This is a genomic window from Enterobacter sp. 01-M-02-SI-ECC (assembly GCF_047530595.1).
Lineage (GTDB): Bacteria > Pseudomonadota > Gammaproteobacteria > Enterobacterales > Enterobacteriaceae > Enterobacter > Enterobacter cloacae_M.
Genome location: NZ_JBLKCZ010000010.1, coordinates 116929 through 134192, shown reverse-complemented (window position 1 = coordinate 134192; position 17264 = coordinate 116929). Strand labels below are relative to the sequence as shown.

General features: G+C 55.7%; 19 protein-coding genes and 1 pseudogene. 17 read left to right on the top strand and 3 right to left on the bottom strand.

What is annotated here, in order from left to right; translation table 11 throughout:
• Positions 1-191: 191 nt before the first annotated feature.
• A complete protein-coding gene (locus ACMWLG_RS14960) occupies positions 192-1121 on the top strand; it encodes a LysR substrate-binding domain-containing protein (protein WP_033146353.1) in 930 nt (309 codons plus the stop codon).
• Here the strand turns inward: ACMWLG_RS14960 and ACMWLG_RS14955 are convergent.
• On the bottom strand, positions 1118-1276 hold the full coding sequence (locus ACMWLG_RS14955) for a YqaE/Pmp3 family membrane protein (protein WP_023308917.1): 159 nt from the start codon (positions 1274-1276) through the stop codon (positions 1118-1120). The genes ACMWLG_RS14960 and ACMWLG_RS14955 overlap by 4 nt on opposite strands.
• A gap of 179 nt (positions 1277-1455) precedes the next feature.
• Between ACMWLG_RS14955 and ACMWLG_RS14950 the strand changes: the two genes are divergently transcribed.
• The 3 genes from ACMWLG_RS14950 (at position 1456) to ACMWLG_RS14940 (ending at position 2545) form a co-directional block, all read left to right on the top strand.
• The gene (locus ACMWLG_RS14950; protein WP_023308918.1) at positions 1456-1755 is read left to right on the top strand and encodes an ArsR/SmtB family transcription factor; all 300 of its coding nucleotides are present in this window, start codon (positions 1456-1458) and stop codon (positions 1753-1755) included.
• 9 nt (positions 1756-1764) lie between these two features.
• Entirely contained in the window at positions 1765-2286 is a 522-nt protein-coding gene (locus tag ACMWLG_RS14945) for a rhodanese family protein (RefSeq protein ID WP_045404705.1), read from the top strand.
• Positions 2287-2365: 79 nt separating this feature from the next.
• Positions 2366-2545, top strand: a complete 180-nt coding sequence (locus ACMWLG_RS14940; RefSeq protein WP_023308920.1) for a hypothetical protein — start codon at positions 2366-2368, stop codon at positions 2543-2545.
• Positions 2546-2583: 38 nt separating this feature from the next.
• On the opposite strand, the gene stpA is transcribed toward ACMWLG_RS14940, so the two are convergent.
• Entirely contained in the window at positions 2584-2988 is a 405-nt protein-coding gene (stpA, locus tag ACMWLG_RS14935; RefSeq protein ID WP_032660403.1) for a DNA-binding protein StpA, read from the bottom strand.
• Between the two features lie 496 nt (positions 2989-3484).
• On the opposite strand from stpA, the gene alaE reads away from it, so the two are divergent.
• Positions 3485-3934: an L-alanine exporter AlaE gene (alaE, locus tag ACMWLG_RS14930; protein WP_045404708.1), complete on the top strand. Its 450-nt coding sequence runs from the start codon at positions 3485-3487 to the stop codon at positions 3932-3934.
• Between the two features lie 32 nt (positions 3935-3966).
• Here alaE and ACMWLG_RS14925 read toward each other — a convergent pair whose 3' ends face one another.
• A complete protein-coding gene (locus tag ACMWLG_RS14925; protein WP_023308923.1) occupies positions 3967-4311 on the bottom strand; it encodes a DUF2002 family protein in 345 nt (114 codons plus the stop codon).
• Positions 4312-4471: 160 nt separating this feature from the next.
• Between ACMWLG_RS14925 and ACMWLG_RS14920 the strand changes: the two genes are divergently transcribed.
• The 12 genes and pseudogenes from ACMWLG_RS14920 to emrB all read left to right on the top strand — a co-directional run bounded on the left by ACMWLG_RS14920 (position 4472) and on the right by emrB (position 17224).
• Positions 4472-4798: a DUF883 domain-containing protein gene (locus tag ACMWLG_RS14920; RefSeq protein WP_045404711.1), complete on the top strand. Its 327-nt coding sequence runs from the start codon at positions 4472-4474 to the stop codon at positions 4796-4798.
• 243 nt (positions 4799-5041) lie between these two features.
• On the top strand, positions 5042-5281 hold the full coding sequence (nrdH, locus tag ACMWLG_RS14915) for a glutaredoxin-like protein NrdH (protein WP_023308925.1): 240 nt from the start codon (positions 5042-5044) through the stop codon (positions 5279-5281).
• The gene (gene nrdI / locus ACMWLG_RS14910) at positions 5278-5688 is read left to right on the top strand and encodes a class Ib ribonucleoside-diphosphate reductase assembly flavoprotein NrdI (protein WP_414762997.1); all 411 of its coding nucleotides are present in this window, start codon (positions 5278-5280) and stop codon (positions 5686-5688) included. The genes nrdH and nrdI overlap by 4 nt, the downstream gene beginning before the upstream one ends.
• Positions 5661-7805: a class 1b ribonucleoside-diphosphate reductase subunit alpha gene (gene nrdE, locus ACMWLG_RS14905; protein WP_045404713.1), complete on the top strand. Its 2145-nt coding sequence runs from the start codon at positions 5661-5663 to the stop codon at positions 7803-7805. The genes nrdI and nrdE overlap by 28 nt, the downstream gene beginning before the upstream one ends.
• Before the next feature lie 9 nt (positions 7806-7814).
• Positions 7815-8774, top strand: coding sequence for a class 1b ribonucleoside-diphosphate reductase subunit beta (gene nrdF, locus ACMWLG_RS14900; RefSeq protein ID WP_023333169.1), 960 nt, complete (start codon positions 7815-7817; stop codon positions 8772-8774).
• A 331-nt stretch (positions 8775-9105) separates the two neighbouring features.
• Entirely contained in the window at positions 9106-10317 is a 1212-nt protein-coding gene (gene proV / locus ACMWLG_RS14895) for a glycine betaine/L-proline ABC transporter ATP-binding protein ProV (protein ID WP_032660399.1), read from the top strand.
• Positions 10301-11371, top strand: coding sequence for a glycine betaine/L-proline ABC transporter permease ProW (gene proW, locus ACMWLG_RS14890; protein WP_045404715.1), 1071 nt, complete (start codon positions 10301-10303; stop codon positions 11369-11371). Before proV ends, proW begins: the two co-directional genes overlap by 17 nt.
• 9 nt (positions 11372-11380) lie before the next feature.
• Positions 11381-12376, top strand: coding sequence for a glycine betaine/L-proline ABC transporter substrate-binding protein ProX (gene proX / locus ACMWLG_RS14885; RefSeq protein ID WP_045404718.1), 996 nt, complete (start codon positions 11381-11383; stop codon positions 12374-12376).
• Between the two features lie 191 nt (positions 12377-12567).
• Positions 12568-13752, top strand: a complete 1185-nt coding sequence (locus ACMWLG_RS14880; protein WP_045357559.1) for an MFS transporter — start codon at positions 12568-12570, stop codon at positions 13750-13752.
• 313 nt (positions 13753-14065) lie between these two features.
• Positions 14066-14596, top strand: a complete 531-nt coding sequence (mprA, locus tag ACMWLG_RS14875; RefSeq protein WP_023308933.1) for a transcriptional repressor MprA — start codon at positions 14066-14068, stop codon at positions 14594-14596.
• Between the two features lie 126 nt (positions 14597-14722).
• A pseudogene (locus ACMWLG_RS14870) lies at positions 14723-15660 on the top strand (efflux RND transporter periplasmic adaptor subunit).
• Positions 15661-15676: 16 nt separating this feature from the next.
• A complete protein-coding gene (emrB, locus tag ACMWLG_RS14865) occupies positions 15677-17224 on the top strand; it encodes a multidrug efflux MFS transporter permease subunit EmrB (protein ID WP_023308935.1) in 1548 nt (515 codons plus the stop codon).
• The last annotated feature ends 40 nt before the right edge of the window (positions 17225-17264 follow it).

Below are 17264 nucleotides of genomic sequence, written 5' to 3'. Positions count from 1 at the left end.
AACGTGCGTCTGTGCAACCTTTTTCTTATGTTTCCCCGCTTTTTAGCGCTTCTGGCTGCATTATGCTTATGTCTTACGAAGCCTTACCGCATGCGGCTTTCGACAAAGAGTCAGAACTGTGATCGGCTTCAAATGCGTTGTAACGACGCTGTTAAAATATGTTCAAAACTGATGGCTGAAGGAAGTGAGATATGAATTCCATCTTTACCGAGGAAAACCTGCTGGCCTTTACTACCGCCGCACGCTTCGGCAGCTTCAGCAAAGCCGCCGCTGAACTGGGCGTGACGACCTCTGCTATCAGTTACACCATTAAGCGCATGGAGACCGGGCTGGACGTAGTGCTGTTTGTCCGCAGCACGCGCAGCATCGAGCTGACCGAGTCCGGGTTTTACTTTTACCGTAAGGCCACCGACCTGCTTAACGACTTTCACGCCATCAAGCGCGGGATTGACACCATTTCTCAGGGCATTGAGGCGCGGGTGCGCATCTGTATCAACCAGCTTTTGTATACCCCACGCCACACGGCGCGGCTGCTGCAGGTGCTAAAAAAGCAGTTTCCCACCTGTCAGATCACCGTGACCACCGAGGTCTACAACGGCGTCTGGGACTCCATCATCAATAACCAGGCCAACATCGCGATTGGCGCGCCGGACACGCTGCTGGACGGTGGCGGGATTGATTACACCGAGATCGGCGCCATTCGCTGGGTGTTTGCCATCGCGCCGGAACATCCGCTGGCATTCACCCCGGAGCCAATAGCGGAAAGCCAGCTGCGCCTGTATCCCAACATCATGGTGGAAGATACCGCGCACACCATTAACAAAAAGGTCGGCTGGCTGCTGCACGGGCAGGAGGCGATTCTGGTCCCGGACTTTAACACCAAATGTCAGTGTCAGATCCTGGGCGAAGGGATTGGCTTTTTGCCGGAATACATGGTCCGCGAGGCGGTAGACGCGGGGCTGCTGGTCACCCGACGGATTAACAACCCGCGTCAGGATTCGCGCATGCTGCTCGCCACGCAGCATGCCGCAACCGGCCAGGTCACGCGGTGGATCAAGCAGCAGTTTGGTCCAGCGGGGGTACTGACCGATATCTATAGCGATTTACTGTGGCGCGCCTAGCTTTTGCTTTGTACCCAAAACGCGTGAATGAGGCCGGGGAAGTAGCCCAGCAGCGTCAGAAGAATGTTGATAATAAACGCCCAGCCAAACCCTTTGCCCAACAGCACGCCCAGCGGCGGTATAAGGATCGTAAAAACAATACGCCAAAATCCCATATAAACACTCCGTTCAATCTAATCCATTGAAAATAATAAAGAGAATGCTGTAAGCATAGCCAGTTTATTCGTCTATACCAGTTCCGGGCCTCGCGTTTACCCTCTTTTACGCTTTTGACGCTGGTTTAATGCATCGAATTAGTTTAGCATTTACTTAATTAAGCAAATGCTAAACTATTATGACAGAACTCGAACAGCTTCAGGCCAGCGCCGGGCAGGCCGCCACACTCTTAAAAGCGATGAGCAACCCCCGTCGCCTGCTGATCCTCTGCACCCTATGCGGAGCGCCCGGCACCAGCGCGGGGGAGCTTGCGCGAGCCACGGGGCTAAGTCCTTCCGCCACGTCGCAGCATCTGGCGCGCATGCGTGAGGAAGGGCTTATCGACAGCACTCGCGACGCGCAGCGCATTCTCTATTCCATTAAAAACAATGCGGTACATCAGCTTATCAGCACCCTGAAAACCCTTTATTGCCCGTAAGGAGTCGCCATGTCACTTCCTCTTCTTTCACCGCGCCAGGCCAATGCCCACGTCGCTGAAGGCGCAAAACTGATTGATATTCGTGATGCCGATGAGTACGCCCGCGAGCATATTCCCGCCGCGCGGTCCGTGCCGCTGGATACCTTACCCGGCGCGCTTAACGCGCAGGCGGGCGATACGGTGATTTTTCACTGCCAGTCCGGCGCCCGGACGTCGGGGAATGCCGACCGCCTTGCTCAGGCCGCCGCGCCCGCAGAGGCATTTGTGGTCGAGGGGGGCATTCAGGGCTGGAAGCAGGCCGGACTGCCGACCGTCGAAGACAAGTCCCAGCCGCTGCCGCTGATGCGTCAGGTGCAAATTGCCGCCGGGCTGTTAATACTCTGTGGCGTGGTGCTGGGCTATAGCGTCTCCAGCAGCTTTTTCCTGCTCAGCGGCTTTGTCGGAGCCGGTCTGCTGTTCGCCGGTGTGACGGGCTTTTGCGGCATGGCGCGACTGCTCAAGGTGATGCCCTGGAACCGGCGTACCTCATAAGCAGTAATCGGTGAAATACGCTGTACCCGGCGTCATGCGTGGGCTAAGGTGAAGATCGCTAAAACGATGAGGAGGTAATATGTTTTCTGTCGGTGATTATGTGCAACCGCGTAAAGGCGGCCCGAAACTGAAAGTGCTCGAAGTAAACGGTGACAGCATTGTGGCGGTCCAGGCCAGCAATGAGCAAGGCGAGAAATATACGCTGAAAGCCGCCGATGTGGCGCCTTATACCGAAGAAGGCGATTTCGGCGTCTGCTGAACAGTCAGCCGGGCGGCGTGTTCCGCCCGGCTCATTCGTTAGATCAGAAAATCATCCAGTGATTTACCGTCTGCCAGCGCGCTGGCGATAGGCTTCGGCGTGCGGCCCTGGCCGGTCCACGTTTTCTCTTCGCCGTTCTGGTCAATAAAGCGATATTTTGCTTCACGCGGCTTACGCTTTTTCGCTGGCTTACCCGTCTGCGCTAGTTCAGAACCCAGCAGGTCAGTCGGTGAAATACCATCAGCTTTCATCAGCTCCAGCAGGGCATTAATTTTTTCCTGCTGCTCAGCACGCTGCTGCTCTAATTCCGTCAGCTCGCTGCGTTTCTCTTCAGTAACGACCCTGACCTTTTCCAGCATTTCCTCAAGAACGTCCAGGGATAATTCACGCGCCATGGCGCGCAGGGTTCGGATATTATTAAGATTCTGTAACGTCAAAGACATATTATTTGAAAACCTTTTCTTTGGGGGGTAAATAGATAAATCGCCGACAGAATAATTCATTTGAGTTGAAATATCTACCCAAGGGTCCGTACGGGCATCAGTGTAAATATATTTAGAACTCACTGTTAATAATAGCGCAAGGTGCTGACAGGACATCGATGAATCCAATCACTCCATTAATATAAATGGCCAACTTTAATCCAAATTACAGCATACTGCGCCGCGTCAGGTGGAGGATTCCTGACTTTAGCCACTAACAAAACCAACTCATTGATTTTAATGCAATAACCATCAAACAAGACAGATTATAACGATCGGAACAAAAAACGAACAACTTTAGAGAATTTTGTGGACAAAAGGCGATTAAATAAAAATTTATCACTAGTTGTTAGTTCAAACGCAGAGATATACGCTATACACATCAAACAAACCAACCTAAAGCACTAACCGCTGAAGGAAAATCGTTTCTTTTGTGTTCTTCTCAAGGAGTTCAGACATGTTCTCGCCGCAATCTCGCCTGCGCCACGCGGTGGCGGATACTTTCGCGATGGTTGTTTACTGTTCCGTCGTGAACATGCTGATCGAAATATTCCTCTCCGGAATGTCCTTCGAGCAGTCGTTTTCTTCTCGTCTGGTGGCGATCCCGGTCAATATTATTATTGCATGGCCTTACGGTTTATACCGCGATGCGGTAATGCGTTTCGCGCGTCGTATCAGCCCAGCAGGCTGGGTGAAAAACCTGGCGGACGTTCTGGCGTATGTGACGTTCCAGTCGCCGGTTTACGTGGCCATTCTCCTGACAGTCGGTGCAGACTGGCACCAGATCGCTGCGGCGGTCAGTTCGAATATTGTTATTTCGATGTTGATGGGAGCCGTTTACGGCTATTTCCTCGACTATTGCCGCCGCCTGTTTAAGGTCAGCCAGTACAGCCAGGCAAAAGCGTGATGTGAAGCGACTGGCGCACGCCAGTCGCGGATTTACTGTACGTCGCCAAACAGTCCCTTCAAAAATCGCTCCAGCGCCATACGCGAACTGAAACCGTGCGGAATACCGTAATGCTCATGCCGTTCACCGCCTAAATAGAGCGGAAATTGCTGATAATGATCGCAGGTTTTAATATCCGAGGCAGGCTCAGCAAATGACAAACTTCTGTCTTTCAGCGTCGGGTGAATAATGAGAGCGGTACGTCCCATTCTTGCTTCGCGATTAACATAAACATAATTCTCGCCGCGGCGATATCCATACGCTTTTGGCGTCACCTCATCCATGGTGAATCCCTCTTTTTCAAGAACGCGTGCCACCTCGTCAGGTCGTAAATACATATCTTTTCCTCGTTATCTTTTCCTGCCCGGCAACCTTACAGTATTCAGCAATAGCAGGGCTTTCAGAATAGTCCATAAACTGCCGGATAACGCGTGATGCGCTTCAGATATTAAATTTCTGAACTAAACTGAACGGGAACACAAAATTACGGAGGATCGTATGTTTAACAGACCGAACCGAAACGATATTAACGACGACGCTCAGGATATTCGTAATGATGTCAGCCAATTAGCGGACACGCTGGAAGAGGTGCTGAAGTCCTGGGGAAGTGACGCGAAGGACGAAGCGGAAGCCGCAAAGCGTAAGGCTCAGTCTCTGCTCCGTGAAACCCGCGCCCGTATGAACGGACGTTCACGCGCCACGCAGGCTGCCTGCGATATGGCAAGCTGTGCTACGACCTTCGTGCGTGAAAAACCGCTATGTACTCTGGGAACCGTCGCGGCGGTCGGCATCTTCGTCGGTGCCCTGCTCAGCCTGCGTAAATAATCCCGCGTATTCTGCCCCGGTAGCCTCAGGCGCCGGGGCTTTTTTATGCCCGTAAGCCTGAAAAACCCGTACAGCCTGCCCTGCCCCGCTGTGCTCATCACAGGGGCGATATTAATCTAAATTTCCCATATCTTGTATGGTTGAAACTTAAGACAACTACATCTAGTATTCCTTTTAGCAAGATACACACAACCTGACGCGATGATTCGCGCCGCACCCTCATTTTAAATGGAAATACGAATCATGAGCATTATTATTTACACTCGTAACGATTGTGTTCAGTGCCACGCGACCAAACGGGCAATGGAAAGCCGCGGCGTGGCGTTTGAAATGGTGAATGTTGACCAGGTCCCCGAGGCCGCAGACACCCTGCGCAAGCAGGGTTTTCGTCAGCTTCCGGTGGTGGTCGCCGGGGAGACAAGCTGGTCTGGCTTCCGCCCGGACATGATTAACCGCCTGAGCGCTCAGGCCACGCGTGCATGAGCGGGCTGGTCTACTTCTCCAGCAGCTCGGAAAACACGCTCCGCTTTATTGAGCGCGTCGGGCTGCCTGCGGTGCGCATTCCGCTGAACGAGCGGGAGCGGATCCGGGTAGATGAACCGTACATTCTGGTGGTGCCCAGCTATGGCGGAGGCGGCACGGCAGAAGCCGTGCCTCGCCAGGTGATCCGCTTTCTGAACGATCCTCACAACCGCGGGCTGATTCGCGGAGTGATCGCGGCGGGGAATCGCAATTTCGGCGATGCCTTCGGCCGCGCCGGGGATGTCATTTCTCAAAAATGCGGCGTGCCGTATCTCTATCGTTTTGAGCTGATGGGGACACAGCAGGACGTCGAAAACGTGCGTAAAGGAGTGAACGAATTTTGGCAACGACAACCGCAGAACGGGTGATTCAGGCGACACCGGATTACCATGCATTAAACGCCATGCTTAACCTCTACGATCGGGAGGGACGCATTCAGTTCGAGAAAGATCGTGAGGCGGTGGACGCCTTTTTTGCCGCCCACGTGCGGCCCAACAGCGTGACGTTTGCGAGCCAGAATGAACGTCTCGACTATCTGGTGAACGAGGGCTACTACGACGCGCGCACGCTCACCCGCTACGACCGCGCCTTTGTGGTGAAGCTGTTTGAACGCGCCCACGCCAGCGGCTTTCGTTTCCAGACCTTCCTCGGCGCGTGGAAGTACTACACCAGCTACACGTTGAAGACCTTTGACGGCAAGCGCTACTTAGAGAGCTTTGAAGATCGCGTGGTGATGGTGGCGCTGACGCTGGCGCAGGGCGATGAAGCGCTGGCGGAGCAGCTCGCCGACGAGATCCTCTCCGGCCGCTTCCAGCCCGCCACGCCGACCTTTCTCAACTGCGGCAAAGCCCAGCGCGGCGAGCTGGTTTCCTGTTTTCTGCTGCGTATCGAAGACAATATGGAGTCGATTGGCCGCGCGGTGAACTCGGCGCTGCAGCTTTCCAAACGCGGCGGCGGCGTGGCGTTTCTGCTCTCGAACCTGCGTGAAGCGGGCGCGCCGATCAAGCGCATCGAAAACCAGTCCTCCGGCGTGATCCCGGTGATGAAGATGCTGGAAGATGCCTTCTCCTATGCCAACCAGCTTGGCGCGCGTCAGGGTGCGGGCGCGGTTTACCTGCACGCGCACCACCCGGACATTCTGCGTTTTCTTGATACCAAGCGCGAAAACGCCGACGAAAAAATTCGCATCAAAACGCTGTCGCTTGGCGTGGTGATCCCGGATATCACTTTTAAGCTCGCCAAAGAGAATGCCGAGATGGCGCTTTTCTCGCCGTATGACGTTGAGCGAATCTACGGCAAAGCCTTTGGCGACGTGGCCATCAGCGAGCTGTACGACGAGCTGCTGGCCGACGATCGCATCCGCAAAAAAACCATCAATGCCCGCGATTTCTTCCAGACGCTTGCGGAGATCCAGTTTGAGTCCGGCTATCCGTATATCATGTTTGAGGATACGGTGAACCGCGCGAACCCGATTGCCGGGCGCATCAATATGAGCAACCTGTGCTCGGAGATTTTGCAGGTTAACAGCGCGTCTACCTACGACGAAAACCTGGACTACGCGGACATCGGCAAGGATATCTCCTGCAACCTCGGGTCGCTGAATATCGCCCACACCATGGATTCCCCCGACTTTGGCCGCACGATAGAAACCGCCGTTCGCGGGCTGACGGCGGTGTCGGACATGAGCCACATCCGCAGCGTACCGTCTATTGAAGCGGGCAACGCCGCTTCGCACGCCATCGGTCTGGGGCAGATGAACCTGCACGGCTATCTGGCGCGCGAAGGCATCGCCTACGGCAGTCCGGAAGGGCTGGATTTCACCAACCTCTATTTCTACACCATTACCTGGCACGCGCTGCACACCTCGATGATGCTGGCGCGCGAGCGCAGCCAGCGGTTCGCGGGCTTTGAGCACTCCCGTTACGCCAGCGGAGCCTATTTCAGCCAGTATCTTGAAGGCGACTGGCAGCCGAAAACCGAAAAAGTGCGCGAACTGTTTGCCCGCGCGGGGATTACCCTGCCGACGCGCGAGATGTGGCAGCAGCTGCGTGACGACGTGATGCGCTACGGCATTTATAACCAGAACCTGCAGGCGGTGCCGCCGACCGGATCGATCTCCTACATCAACCACGCCACGTCGAGCATTCACCCGATCGTGTCGAAAATTGAAATTCGTAAGGAAGGCAAAACCGGGCGCGTTTACTACCCTGCCCCGTTTATGACCAATGAGAACCTGGCGCTGTATCAGGACGCGTATGAGATCGGCCCGGAGAAAATCATCGATACCTACGCGGAGGCAACAAAACATGTGGATCAGGGGCTGTCGCTTACGCTGTTCTTCCCGGACACCGCCACCACGCGGGATATCAACAGAGCGCAGATCTACGCCTGGAAGAAAGGCATCAAAACGCTCTACTACATTCGCCTGCGCCAGCTTGCGCTGGAAGGCACCGAAATCGAAGGCTGCGTGTCCTGCGCGCTGTAAGGAGAAAGGATGAAACTGTCACGGGTGAGTGCCGTTAACTGGAACAAGATTCAGGACGATAAAGATCTGGAGGTGTGGAACCGCCTGACCAGCAACTTCTGGCTGCCGGAAAAGGTTCCGCTCTCCAACGATATTCCGGCCTGGCAAACGCTCGGCCACGCCGAACAGCAGCTGACGATCCGCGTCTTTACCGGCCTGACGCTGCTGGACACCATTCAGAATACCGTCGGTGCACCGGCTCTGATGAGCGACGCGCTGACGCCGCACGAAGAGGCGGTGATGTCGAACATAAGCTTTATGGAGGCGGTGCATGCCCGCTCCTACAGCTCGATTTTCTCGACCCTGTGCCAGACCAAAGACGTGGACGCAGCCTACGCCTGGAGTGAAGAGAGCGAGTCATTACAGAGAAAGGCGGAGCTGGTTCTGGAATATTACCGCGCCGACGAGCCGCTGAAGAAGAAGATCGCCAGCGTGTTCCTGGAATCTTTCCTCTTCTATTCCGGCTTCTGGCTGCCCATGTACTGGTCGAGCCGGGGCAAGCTCACCAACACCGCCGATTTGATTCGGCTCATCATTCGTGATGAAGCGGTGCACGGGTATTACATTGGCTATAAGTATCAGAAAGGACTGGAGAAAGTCAGCGAGGCGAAGCGCGAGGAGCTTAAAGGCTTTGCGCTCGATTTGCTGATGGATCTGTACGACAACGAGCTGAGCTATACGGAGGAACTCTACGCCGGCACCGGCTGGGAGGACGACGTGAAGGCCTTCCTCTGCTACAACGCCAACAAGGCGCTGATGAACCTGGGCTACGACGCGCTGTTCCCGCCGGAGATGGCGGAGGTGAACCCGGCGATTCTGGCCGCGCTGTCGCCCAATGCCGACGAAAACCACGATTTCTTCTCGGGATCGGGCTCATCGTACGTGATGGGCAAAGCGGTGGAAACCGAGGATGAAGACTGGGATTTTTGATGAACGCTAACGTTCGTTAATTTAATATAAACCCAACAATTCCCACTCTAATATTTACAAAACAACTACACTGTAATTTCCACGTCATATTCGCCTGAATCATTCCGGTTCAGGCGAAATTTCACGATGCAGCAGCAAAAAATTGAGAAAAATTCAAATCGCCCTCAGCCCTTTATTCATGGGAAATTCAGCCGTTTCGCTTGCGTCAAAATTTTGCCTTCATCCCGACTCAGGGTTGTCTCAGATTCTCAGTATGTTAGGGTTATGCCCGTTAACAATTTACCATGGTAATCATATCGGCATAAACAAATAACAGGACACTCTCTATTGCATGGCAATTAAATTAGAAGTGAAAAATCTTTATAAAGTATTTGGCGAGCATCCGCAGCGCGCATTCAAATATATTGAGAAAGGCCTTACGAAAGAGCAAATTCTGGAAAAAACCGGGCTATCGCTTGGCGTTAAAGACGCCAGTCTGGCCATTGAAGAAGGCGAGATTTTTGTCATCATGGGATTATCCGGTTCGGGTAAATCCACTATGGTTCGCCTTCTCAATCGCCTGATTGAACCCACCCGCGGACAGGTGCTGATTGACGGCGTGGATATCGCCAGAATATCAGACGCAGAGCTTCGCGAGGTGCGCAGAAAGAAGATTGCAATGGTGTTCCAGTCATTCGCGCTGATGCCGCACATGACGGTGCTGGATAATACCGCTTTCGGCATGGAATTAGCCGGCACGCCGGCTCAGGAACGTCAGGAAAAAGCCCTTGATGCGCTGCGTCAGGTCGGGCTGGAAAATTATGCGCATGCGTATCCGGATGAACTTTCCGGCGGTATGCGTCAGCGCGTGGGATTAGCCCGTGCATTAGCCATTAATCCAGACATATTATTAATGGATGAAGCCTTCTCCGCCCTCGATCCGTTAATTCGTACCGAGATGCAGGACGAGCTGGTAAAATTACAGGCTAAACATCAGCGAACTATTGTCTTTATTTCCCACGATCTGGATGAAGCCATGCGTATTGGCGACCGCATTGCCATTATGCAAAACGGTGAAGTGGTGCAGGTCGGCACGCCGGATGAAATTCTCAATAATCCGGCGAACGATTATGTCCGCACCTTCTTCCGCGGCGTGGATATTAGCCAGGTCTTTAGCGCCAAAGATATTGCCCGTCGAACGCCAAACGGCATTATCCGTAAAACGCCAGGCTTCGGCCCGCGCTCGGCGCTTAAGCTGCTGCAGGACGAAGACCGTGAATACGGATATCTGGTTGAACGCGGCAATAAATTTGTTGGCATTGTCTCCATCGACTCCCTGAAAACGGCTCTCACTGAGAACCAGGGAATCGATGCGGCGTTAATTGACGCTCCGCTTGCCGTGGACGCCGAAACGCCGCTCAGCGAGTTGCTCTCTCACGTAGGCCAGGCGCCGTGCGCCGTGCCGGTCGTCGGTGAGGAACAACAGTACGTCGGCATCATCTCAAAACGGATGCTGCTGCAGGCTTTAGATCGCGAGGGGGCAAACAATGACCGATCAATCTAACCCGTGGGGCACCACTGAGGCAGCGGACAGCGCTGCGCAATCCACCGACGCGTGGGGTTCCACGCCCGCTCCTGCCGATGGCGGCGGCGCGGCAGACTGGCTGAACAGCGCACCCGCGCCTGCGCCAGAACATTTCAACATCATGGATCCGTTCCATAAAACGCTGATCCCGCTGGACAGCTGGGTCACAGAGGGGATCGACTGGGTGGTCACGCACTTCCGTCCGGTCTTCCAGGGGATCCGCGTCCCGGTGGATTACATCCTGAACGGCTTCCAGCAGCTGATGCTGGGCATGCCGGCGCCGGTGGCGATTATCCTGTTCTCCCTGATTGCCTGGCAGTTCGGTAGCGCGGGGATGGGGATCGCCACGCTGATCTCGCTGATTGCCATTGGCGCAATTGGCGCGTGGTCGCAGGCGATGATCACCCTGGCGCTGGTGCTGACCGCCCTGCTCTTTTGCATTGTCATCGGCCTGCCGATGGGGATCTGGCTGGCGCGCAGCCCGCGGGCAGCGAAGATTATTCGTCCGCTGCTGGATGCGATGCAGACCACCCCGGCGTTCGTCTATCTGGTGCCTATCGTAATGCTGTTTGGTATCGGCAACGTGCCGGGCGTGGTGGTGACCATTATCTTCGCCCTGCCGCCGATTATTCGTCTGACCATTCTGGGGATTAACCAGGTGCCTGCGGACCTGATCGAAGCGTCACGCTCGTTCGGCGCCAGCCCGCGCCAGATGCTGTTTAAGGTTCAGCTCCCGCTGGCGATGCCAACCATCATGGCGGGCGTTAACCAGACGCTGATGCTGGCCCTGTCGATGGTGGTGATCGCCTCGATGATCGCTGTTGGCGGTCTGGGCCAGATGGTGCTGCGCGGCATTGGCCGTCTCGATATGGGGCTGGCCACCGTCGGCGGCGTCGGCATTGTGATCCTCGCCATTATCCTTGACCGCCTGACCCAGGCAGTCGGTCGTGATTCACGCAGTCGCGGCAACCGTCGCTGGTATACCACCGGCCCTGTCGGGTTACTCACCCGCCCTTTCACGAAATCAAAATAAGGAACAACGATGCGACATAACGTACTTTTTGCCACAGCGTTTGCCACCCTTGTCTCCACCAGCGCGTTTGCGGCTGACCTGCCGGGTAAAGGCATTACCGTGCAGCCGGTGCAGAGCACCATTTCGGAAGAGAGCTTCCAGACTCTGATCGTCAGCCGCGCGCTGGAGAAGCTGGGCTACACGGTTAACACGCCGAGCGAAGTGGACTACAACGTAGGCTACACGTCGATTGCCTCTGGTGACGCCACCTTTACCGCGGTGAACTGGCAGCCGCTGCACGACGACATGTATGCCGCCGCCGGTGGCGACAAGAAGTTCTACCGCGAAGGCACCTTCGTGACGGGCGCGGCGCAGGGGTATCTGATCGACAAGAAAACTGCCGACCAGTACCACATCACCAACATTGAACAGCTGAAAGATCCGAAGATCGCCAAACTGTTCGACACCAACGGCGACGGCAAGGCCGACATGATGGGCTGCTCTCCGGGCTGGGGCTGTGAAGCGGTGATTAACCACCAGAACAAAGCTTTCGATCTGGCGAAAACGGTCGACGTGAGCCACGGCAACTATTCAGCGATGATGGCCGACACCATTGCCCGCTTCAAAGAGGGTAAACCGGTGATCTACTACACCTGGACGCCGTACTGGGTGAGCGACGTGCTGAAGCCGGGCAAAGACGTGGTGTGGCTGCAGGTGCCGTTCTCCTCCCTTCCGGGCGAGCAGAAGGATATCGACACCAAACTGCCGAACGGCATGAACTACGGCTTCCCGGTGAACACCATGCATATCGTGGCCAACAAAGCCTGGGCGGAGAAAAACCCGGCGGCGGCGAAGCTGTTCTCGGTAATGAAGCTGCCGCTGGCGGACATCAATGCCCAGAACGCGATGATGCATGCGGGCAAATCGTCTGAAGCGGATGTGAAAGGCCACGTCGACGGCTGGATCAAGGCCCACCAGCAGCAGTTTGACGGCTGGGTGAAAGAGGCGCTTGAAGCGCAGAAGTAAAACATTTTCCCTCACCCCGGCTCTCTGTTAGCGTTCCCTCTCCCTGTGGGAGAGGGTTAGGGTGAGGGCACCAGACCGCACCATTCACCTAAACCGCACAATACATCACCCAACAATCCCCCACTATTCACAATCATTAGCTATTATGGTTTCCGGAAAAATAATCACTCAACTAACGATTCCTGAAACTAATGACAAAAACAGCTCAAGGGCTTAGCCCCGCACTCATCCTTTTAATGTCCGTGGCAACGGGTCTGGCGGTCGCCAGCAACTATTACGCGCAGCCTCTTCTCGACACCATCGCCCGCGCGTTCAATCTCTCTGCCAGCTCCGCAGGCTTTATCGTTACCGCAGCACAGCTAGGCTATGCCGCCGGGCTGCTGTTCCTGGTGCCGCTCGGCGATATGTTTGAACGCCGAATGCTGATCGTCTCCATGACCCTGCTGGCCGCCGGTGGGATGCTGATCACCGCCAGCAGCCAGTCGCTGACGATGATGATCGTCGGAACCGCGCTTACGGGGCTGTTCTCCGTGGTGGCGCAAATCCTGGTCCCGCTCGCCGCGACCCTCGCCTCCCCGGAAAAACGCGGCAAGGTGGTGGGCACCATCATGAGCGGCCTGCTGCTGGGGATTTTGCTGGCGCGTACCGTTGCAGGGCTGCTGGCAAGCCTTGGCGGCTGGCGCACCGTATACTGGGTGGCGAGCGTGCTGATGGTCATCATGGCGCTGGCGCTGTGGCGCGGGCTGCCAAAAGTGAAGCAGGAAAACCACCTGAACTATCCTCAGCTGCTGGCCTCCGTTTTCAGCCTGTTTACGCAGGACAAGCTTCTGCGCACCCGCGCCCTGCTGGGCTGTTTCACCTTCGCTAACTTCAGCATTCTCTGGACGTCGATGGCGTTTCTGCTGGCCGCGCCGCCGTTCAACTATTCCGAAGGGGTGATTGGCCTGTTCGGCCTGGCCGGTGCCGCAGGCGCACTGGGCGCGCGTCCCGCTGGCGGGCTGGCCGATAAGGGCAAATCCCACCTGACCACCTCCGCAGGGCTGGTTTTACTTCTGCTCTCCTGGGCGGCGATCTGGTACGGACACATCTCGGTGCTGGCGCTGATTGTCGGTATCCTGGTGCTCGATCTCACCGTTCAGGGCGTTCACATCACCAATCAGACCGTCATCTATCGCGTGAAGCCAGAGGCGCGTAACCGTCTGACGGCCGGATACATGACCAGCTACTTCATCGGCGGCGCGGCGGGTTCGCTTATTTCAGCGTCGGCGTGGCAGCATGCGGGCTGGTCGGGGGTATGCGCGATCGGGGCCATCGTCGCTACCCTCAACCTGGTAGTATGGTGGCGCGGTTATCACCGTCAGGATGCAATTAACTAACATTTACATTGAGTTGGCCTCTTAGGGTGTTAAGAGACCCTTCACTCTGTTAATGTAAACGTAATCATTTATCCCAGAAATTTTAATGTGGGTGACATATTTACAATCGGCATGAATAGTTCAGACCCCCGTCCTCACATCCTCTCTTCAGCGGGTTCACACCCAACGCTTTCTGTGCTCACCGGGTCACGGACTTACCCGGCGCTTTCTGATGGTGACATAAGTTTGGCGGATATAACCGCACAAATAATTCATTTACATTATTTGTCACCATCGTTACTATATCGGCTGTAATTAATGAGGTTATGCCCAAATGGATAGTTCGTTTACGCCCATTGAACAAATGCTTAAATTCCGCGCCAGTCGCCATGAGGACTTCCCGTATCAGGAAATCCTGCTGACTCGCCTGTGCATGCACATGCAGGGTAAGCTACTGGAAAACCGTAATAAAATGCTGAAAGCTCAAGGGATTAACGAGACGTTGTTTATGGCGTTGATTACGCTGGAGTCTCAGGAAAATCACAGCATTCAGCCTTCCGAACTGAGCTGCGCGCTGGGCTCCTCCCGTACCAATGCGACCCGTATTGCCGATGAACTCGAAAAGCGCGGCTGGATTGAGCGCCGTGAAAGCGACAACGATCGCCGCTGCCTGCATCTGCAACTGACCGATAAAGGTCACCAGTTCCTGCGCGAGGTGCTGCCACCTCAGCACAATTGCCTGCACAAACTCTGGTCTGCCCTCAGCACCGCCGAGCGCGACCAGCTTGAGCACATCACTCGCAAGCTGCTCACCCGTCTGGACCAGATGGATGAAGACGGCGCCGTTCTTGAGGCGCTGCGCTAACGCGACGACACGCTCACCATTCCAGATTCATAAGAAAACCGACAGGCCAGCACGTCACAGTGCTGGCCTTTCTGACAACAGGTCGGCTCAGCCGATGTGAAAATAAGAAGATCGTGGAGAACAACAATGAGCGCAAATGCGGAGAGCACTACCCCGCAGCAACCGGCCAACAAGAAAGGCAAACGTAAGAGCGCCCTTCTTCTGTTGACCTTGCTCTTTATCATTATTGCCGTGGCATATGGGATCTATTGGTTTTTAGTACTGCGTCATGCTGAAGAGACTGACGACGCGTACGTGGCAGGGAACCAGGTACAAATTATGGCGCAGGTGTCTGGCAGCGTGACGAAAGTCTGGGCTGACAATACCGACTTTGTGCAAAAAGGCGATGTGTTGGTGACCCTCGATCCAACCGACGCCCAGCAGGCGTTTGAAAAAGCACAGACCGCGCTGGCCTCCAGCGTCCGTCAGACCCGCCAGCTGATGATCAACAGCAAACAGCTGCAGGCCAACATCGACGTGCAAAAAACGGCGCTGGCGCAGGCGCAGAGCGACCTGAACCGCCGCGTACCGCTCGGCACCGCCAACCTGATTGGCCGTGAAGAGCTGCAGCATGCCCGCGACGCCGTTGCCAGCGCTCAGGCACAGCTGGATGTGGCCATTCAACAGTACAACGCCAACCAGGCGATGGTGCTGGGCACCAGCCTGGAAAACCAGCCTGCCGTACAGCAGGCGGCGACCGAAGTGCGCAACGCGTGGCTTGCCCTGCAGCGTACCAAAATCGTCAGCCCGATGACCGGCTATGTCTCCCGTCGTTCCGTCCAGCCAGGGGCGCAGATTAGCCCAACCACGCCGCTGATGGCGGTCGTGCCGGCAGACAATCTGTGGGTAGACGCCAACTTTAAAGAGACGCAGCTTGCCCATATGCGTATCGGCCAGAGCGCGACGGTCAGATCCTGGCAAGCCAGGTGCGCAGCAGTCCGGCTTATGAAAGTAACGCCCGTGAAATTAGCCTCGATCCGGTCAACAAGCTGATCGATGACATCGTGAAGGCAAACGCCGGTTAATCCGAAGGTGAGCGTTATGCAACAGCAAAAGCCGCAAAAACCGCTGGAAGGCGCGCAGCTGGTCATTATGACCATCGCGCTGTCGCTGGCGACATTCATGCAGGTGCTGGACTCCACCATCGCAAACGTGGCGATCCCGACCATCGCCGGTAACCTTGGCTCGTCGCTGAGCCAGGGGACCTGGGTCATTACCTCGTTTGGGGTGGCAAACGCCATCTCCATTCCGATTACCGGCTGGCTGGCAAAGCGCGTCGGTGAAGTGAAGCTGTTCCTCTGGTCGACGGTATTGTTCGTTCTTGCCTCCTGGGCGTGCGGCATGTCCAGCAGCCTGACGATGCTGATTTTCTTCCGCGTCATTCAGGGGATTGTCGCCGGGCCGTTGATTCCGCTGTCGCAGAGCTTACTGCTGAACAACTACCCGCCCGCCAAACGCTCGATTGCGCTGGCGCTGTGGTCAATGACCGTAATTGTCGCGCCGATTTGCGGGCCTATCTTAGGCGGCTATATCAGCGACAACTATCACTGGGGCTGGATCTTCTTCATCAACGTACCGATTGGCGCCCTCGTGGTAATGCTGACGCTCCAGTCGCTGCGCGGCAGAGAAACCCGGACGGAACAGCGGCGTATCGATGCCATTGGTCTGGCACTGCTGGTTGTCGGCATCGGTAGCCTGCAGGTCATGCTCGACCAGGGCAAAGAGCTGGACTGGTTCAACTCCAGGGAGATCATCATCCTGACGATTGTCGCGGTGGTGTCGCTGAGCTTCCTGATTGTCTGGGAGCTGACGGACGATAACCCGATAGTCGACCTGTCGCTGTTTAAGTCGCGAAACTTCACTATAGGCTGTCTGTGTATCAGCCTCGCCTACATGCTCTACTTCGGCGCGATTGTACTGCTGCCGCAGCTGTTGCAGGAGGTATACGGCTACACCGCAACCTGGGCAGGTTTAGCCTCGGCGCCGGTTGGATTGATTCCGGTTCTGCTGTCGCCGATTATTGGCCGCTTCGCCCACAAGCTCGACATGCGCCGGCTGGTGACGTTCAGCTTTATCATGTACGCCGTGTGCTTCTACTGGCGCGCGTATACGTTCGAACCGGGAATGGACTTTGGCGCGTCCGCGTGGCCGCAGTTTATTCAGGGCTTTGCCGTGGCGTGCTTCTTTATGCCATTGACCACCATCACGCTTTCCGGTTTACCGCCTGAGCGCATGGCGGCCGCATCGAGCCTGTCGAACTTTACGCGAACGCTGGCGGGTTCGATTGGTACGTCGATCACCACCACCCTGTGGACGAACCGTGAATCGATGCACCATGCCCAGCTGACCGAAGCGGTGAACCCGTTCAACCCTAACTCCCGGGAGATGTACAACCAGCTTCAGGGAATGGGTATGACGGAACAGCAGGCGTCCGGCTGGATCGCCCAGCAGATCACCAACCAGGGTCTGATTATCTCGGCCAACGAGATTTTCTGGATATCGGCGGGGATCTTTATCGTCCTGCTGGGGCTGGTGTGGTTTGCTAAACCACCGTTTGGCGCCGGTAGCGGCGGCGGTGGCGCGCACTAAATCGCCTTGTCCAGAACGCGACAGCGATTGTCAGTTTCGA

Coding starts and splice junctions, on each gene's coding strand:
- ACMWLG_RS14960 (WP_033146353.1), top strand. CDS start 192: ATGAATTCCATCTTTACCGAGGAAAACCTGCTGGCCTTTACTACCGCC.
- ACMWLG_RS14955 (WP_023308917.1), bottom strand. CDS start 1,276: ATGGGATTTTGGCGTATTGTTTTTACGATCCTTATACCGCCGCTGGGC.
- ACMWLG_RS14950 (WP_023308918.1), top strand. CDS start 1,456: ATGACAGAACTCGAACAGCTTCAGGCCAGCGCCGGGCAGGCCGCCACA.
- ACMWLG_RS14945 (WP_045404705.1), top strand. CDS start 1,765: ATGTCACTTCCTCTTCTTTCACCGCGCCAGGCCAATGCCCACGTCGCT.
- ACMWLG_RS14940 (WP_023308920.1), top strand. CDS start 2,366: ATGTTTTCTGTCGGTGATTATGTGCAACCGCGTAAAGGCGGCCCGAAA.
- stpA (WP_032660403.1), bottom strand. CDS start 2,988: ATGTCTTTGACGTTACAGAATCTTAATAATATCCGAACCCTGCGCGCC.
- alaE (WP_045404708.1), top strand. CDS start 3,485: ATGTTCTCGCCGCAATCTCGCCTGCGCCACGCGGTGGCGGATACTTTC.
- ACMWLG_RS14925 (WP_023308923.1), bottom strand. CDS start 4,311: ATGTATTTACGACCTGACGAGGTGGCACGCGTTCTTGAAAAAGAGGGA.
- ACMWLG_RS14920 (WP_045404711.1), top strand. CDS start 4,472: ATGTTTAACAGACCGAACCGAAACGATATTAACGACGACGCTCAGGAT.
- nrdH (WP_023308925.1), top strand. CDS start 5,042: ATGAGCATTATTATTTACACTCGTAACGATTGTGTTCAGTGCCACGCG.
- nrdI (WP_414762997.1), top strand. CDS start 5,278: ATGAGCGGGCTGGTCTACTTCTCCAGCAGCTCGGAAAACACGCTCCGC.
- nrdF (WP_023333169.1), top strand. CDS start 7,815: ATGAAACTGTCACGGGTGAGTGCCGTTAACTGGAACAAGATTCAGGAC.
- proV (WP_032660399.1), top strand. CDS start 9,106: ATGGCAATTAAATTAGAAGTGAAAAATCTTTATAAAGTATTTGGCGAG.
- proW (WP_045404715.1), top strand. CDS start 10,301: ATGACCGATCAATCTAACCCGTGGGGCACCACTGAGGCAGCGGACAGC.
- proX (WP_045404718.1), top strand. CDS start 11,381: ATGCGACATAACGTACTTTTTGCCACAGCGTTTGCCACCCTTGTCTCC.
- ACMWLG_RS14880 (WP_045357559.1), top strand. CDS start 12,568: ATGACAAAAACAGCTCAAGGGCTTAGCCCCGCACTCATCCTTTTAATG.
- mprA (WP_023308933.1), top strand. CDS start 14,066: ATGGATAGTTCGTTTACGCCCATTGAACAAATGCTTAAATTCCGCGCC.
- emrB (WP_023308935.1), top strand. CDS start 15,677: ATGCAACAGCAAAAGCCGCAAAAACCGCTGGAAGGCGCGCAGCTGGTC.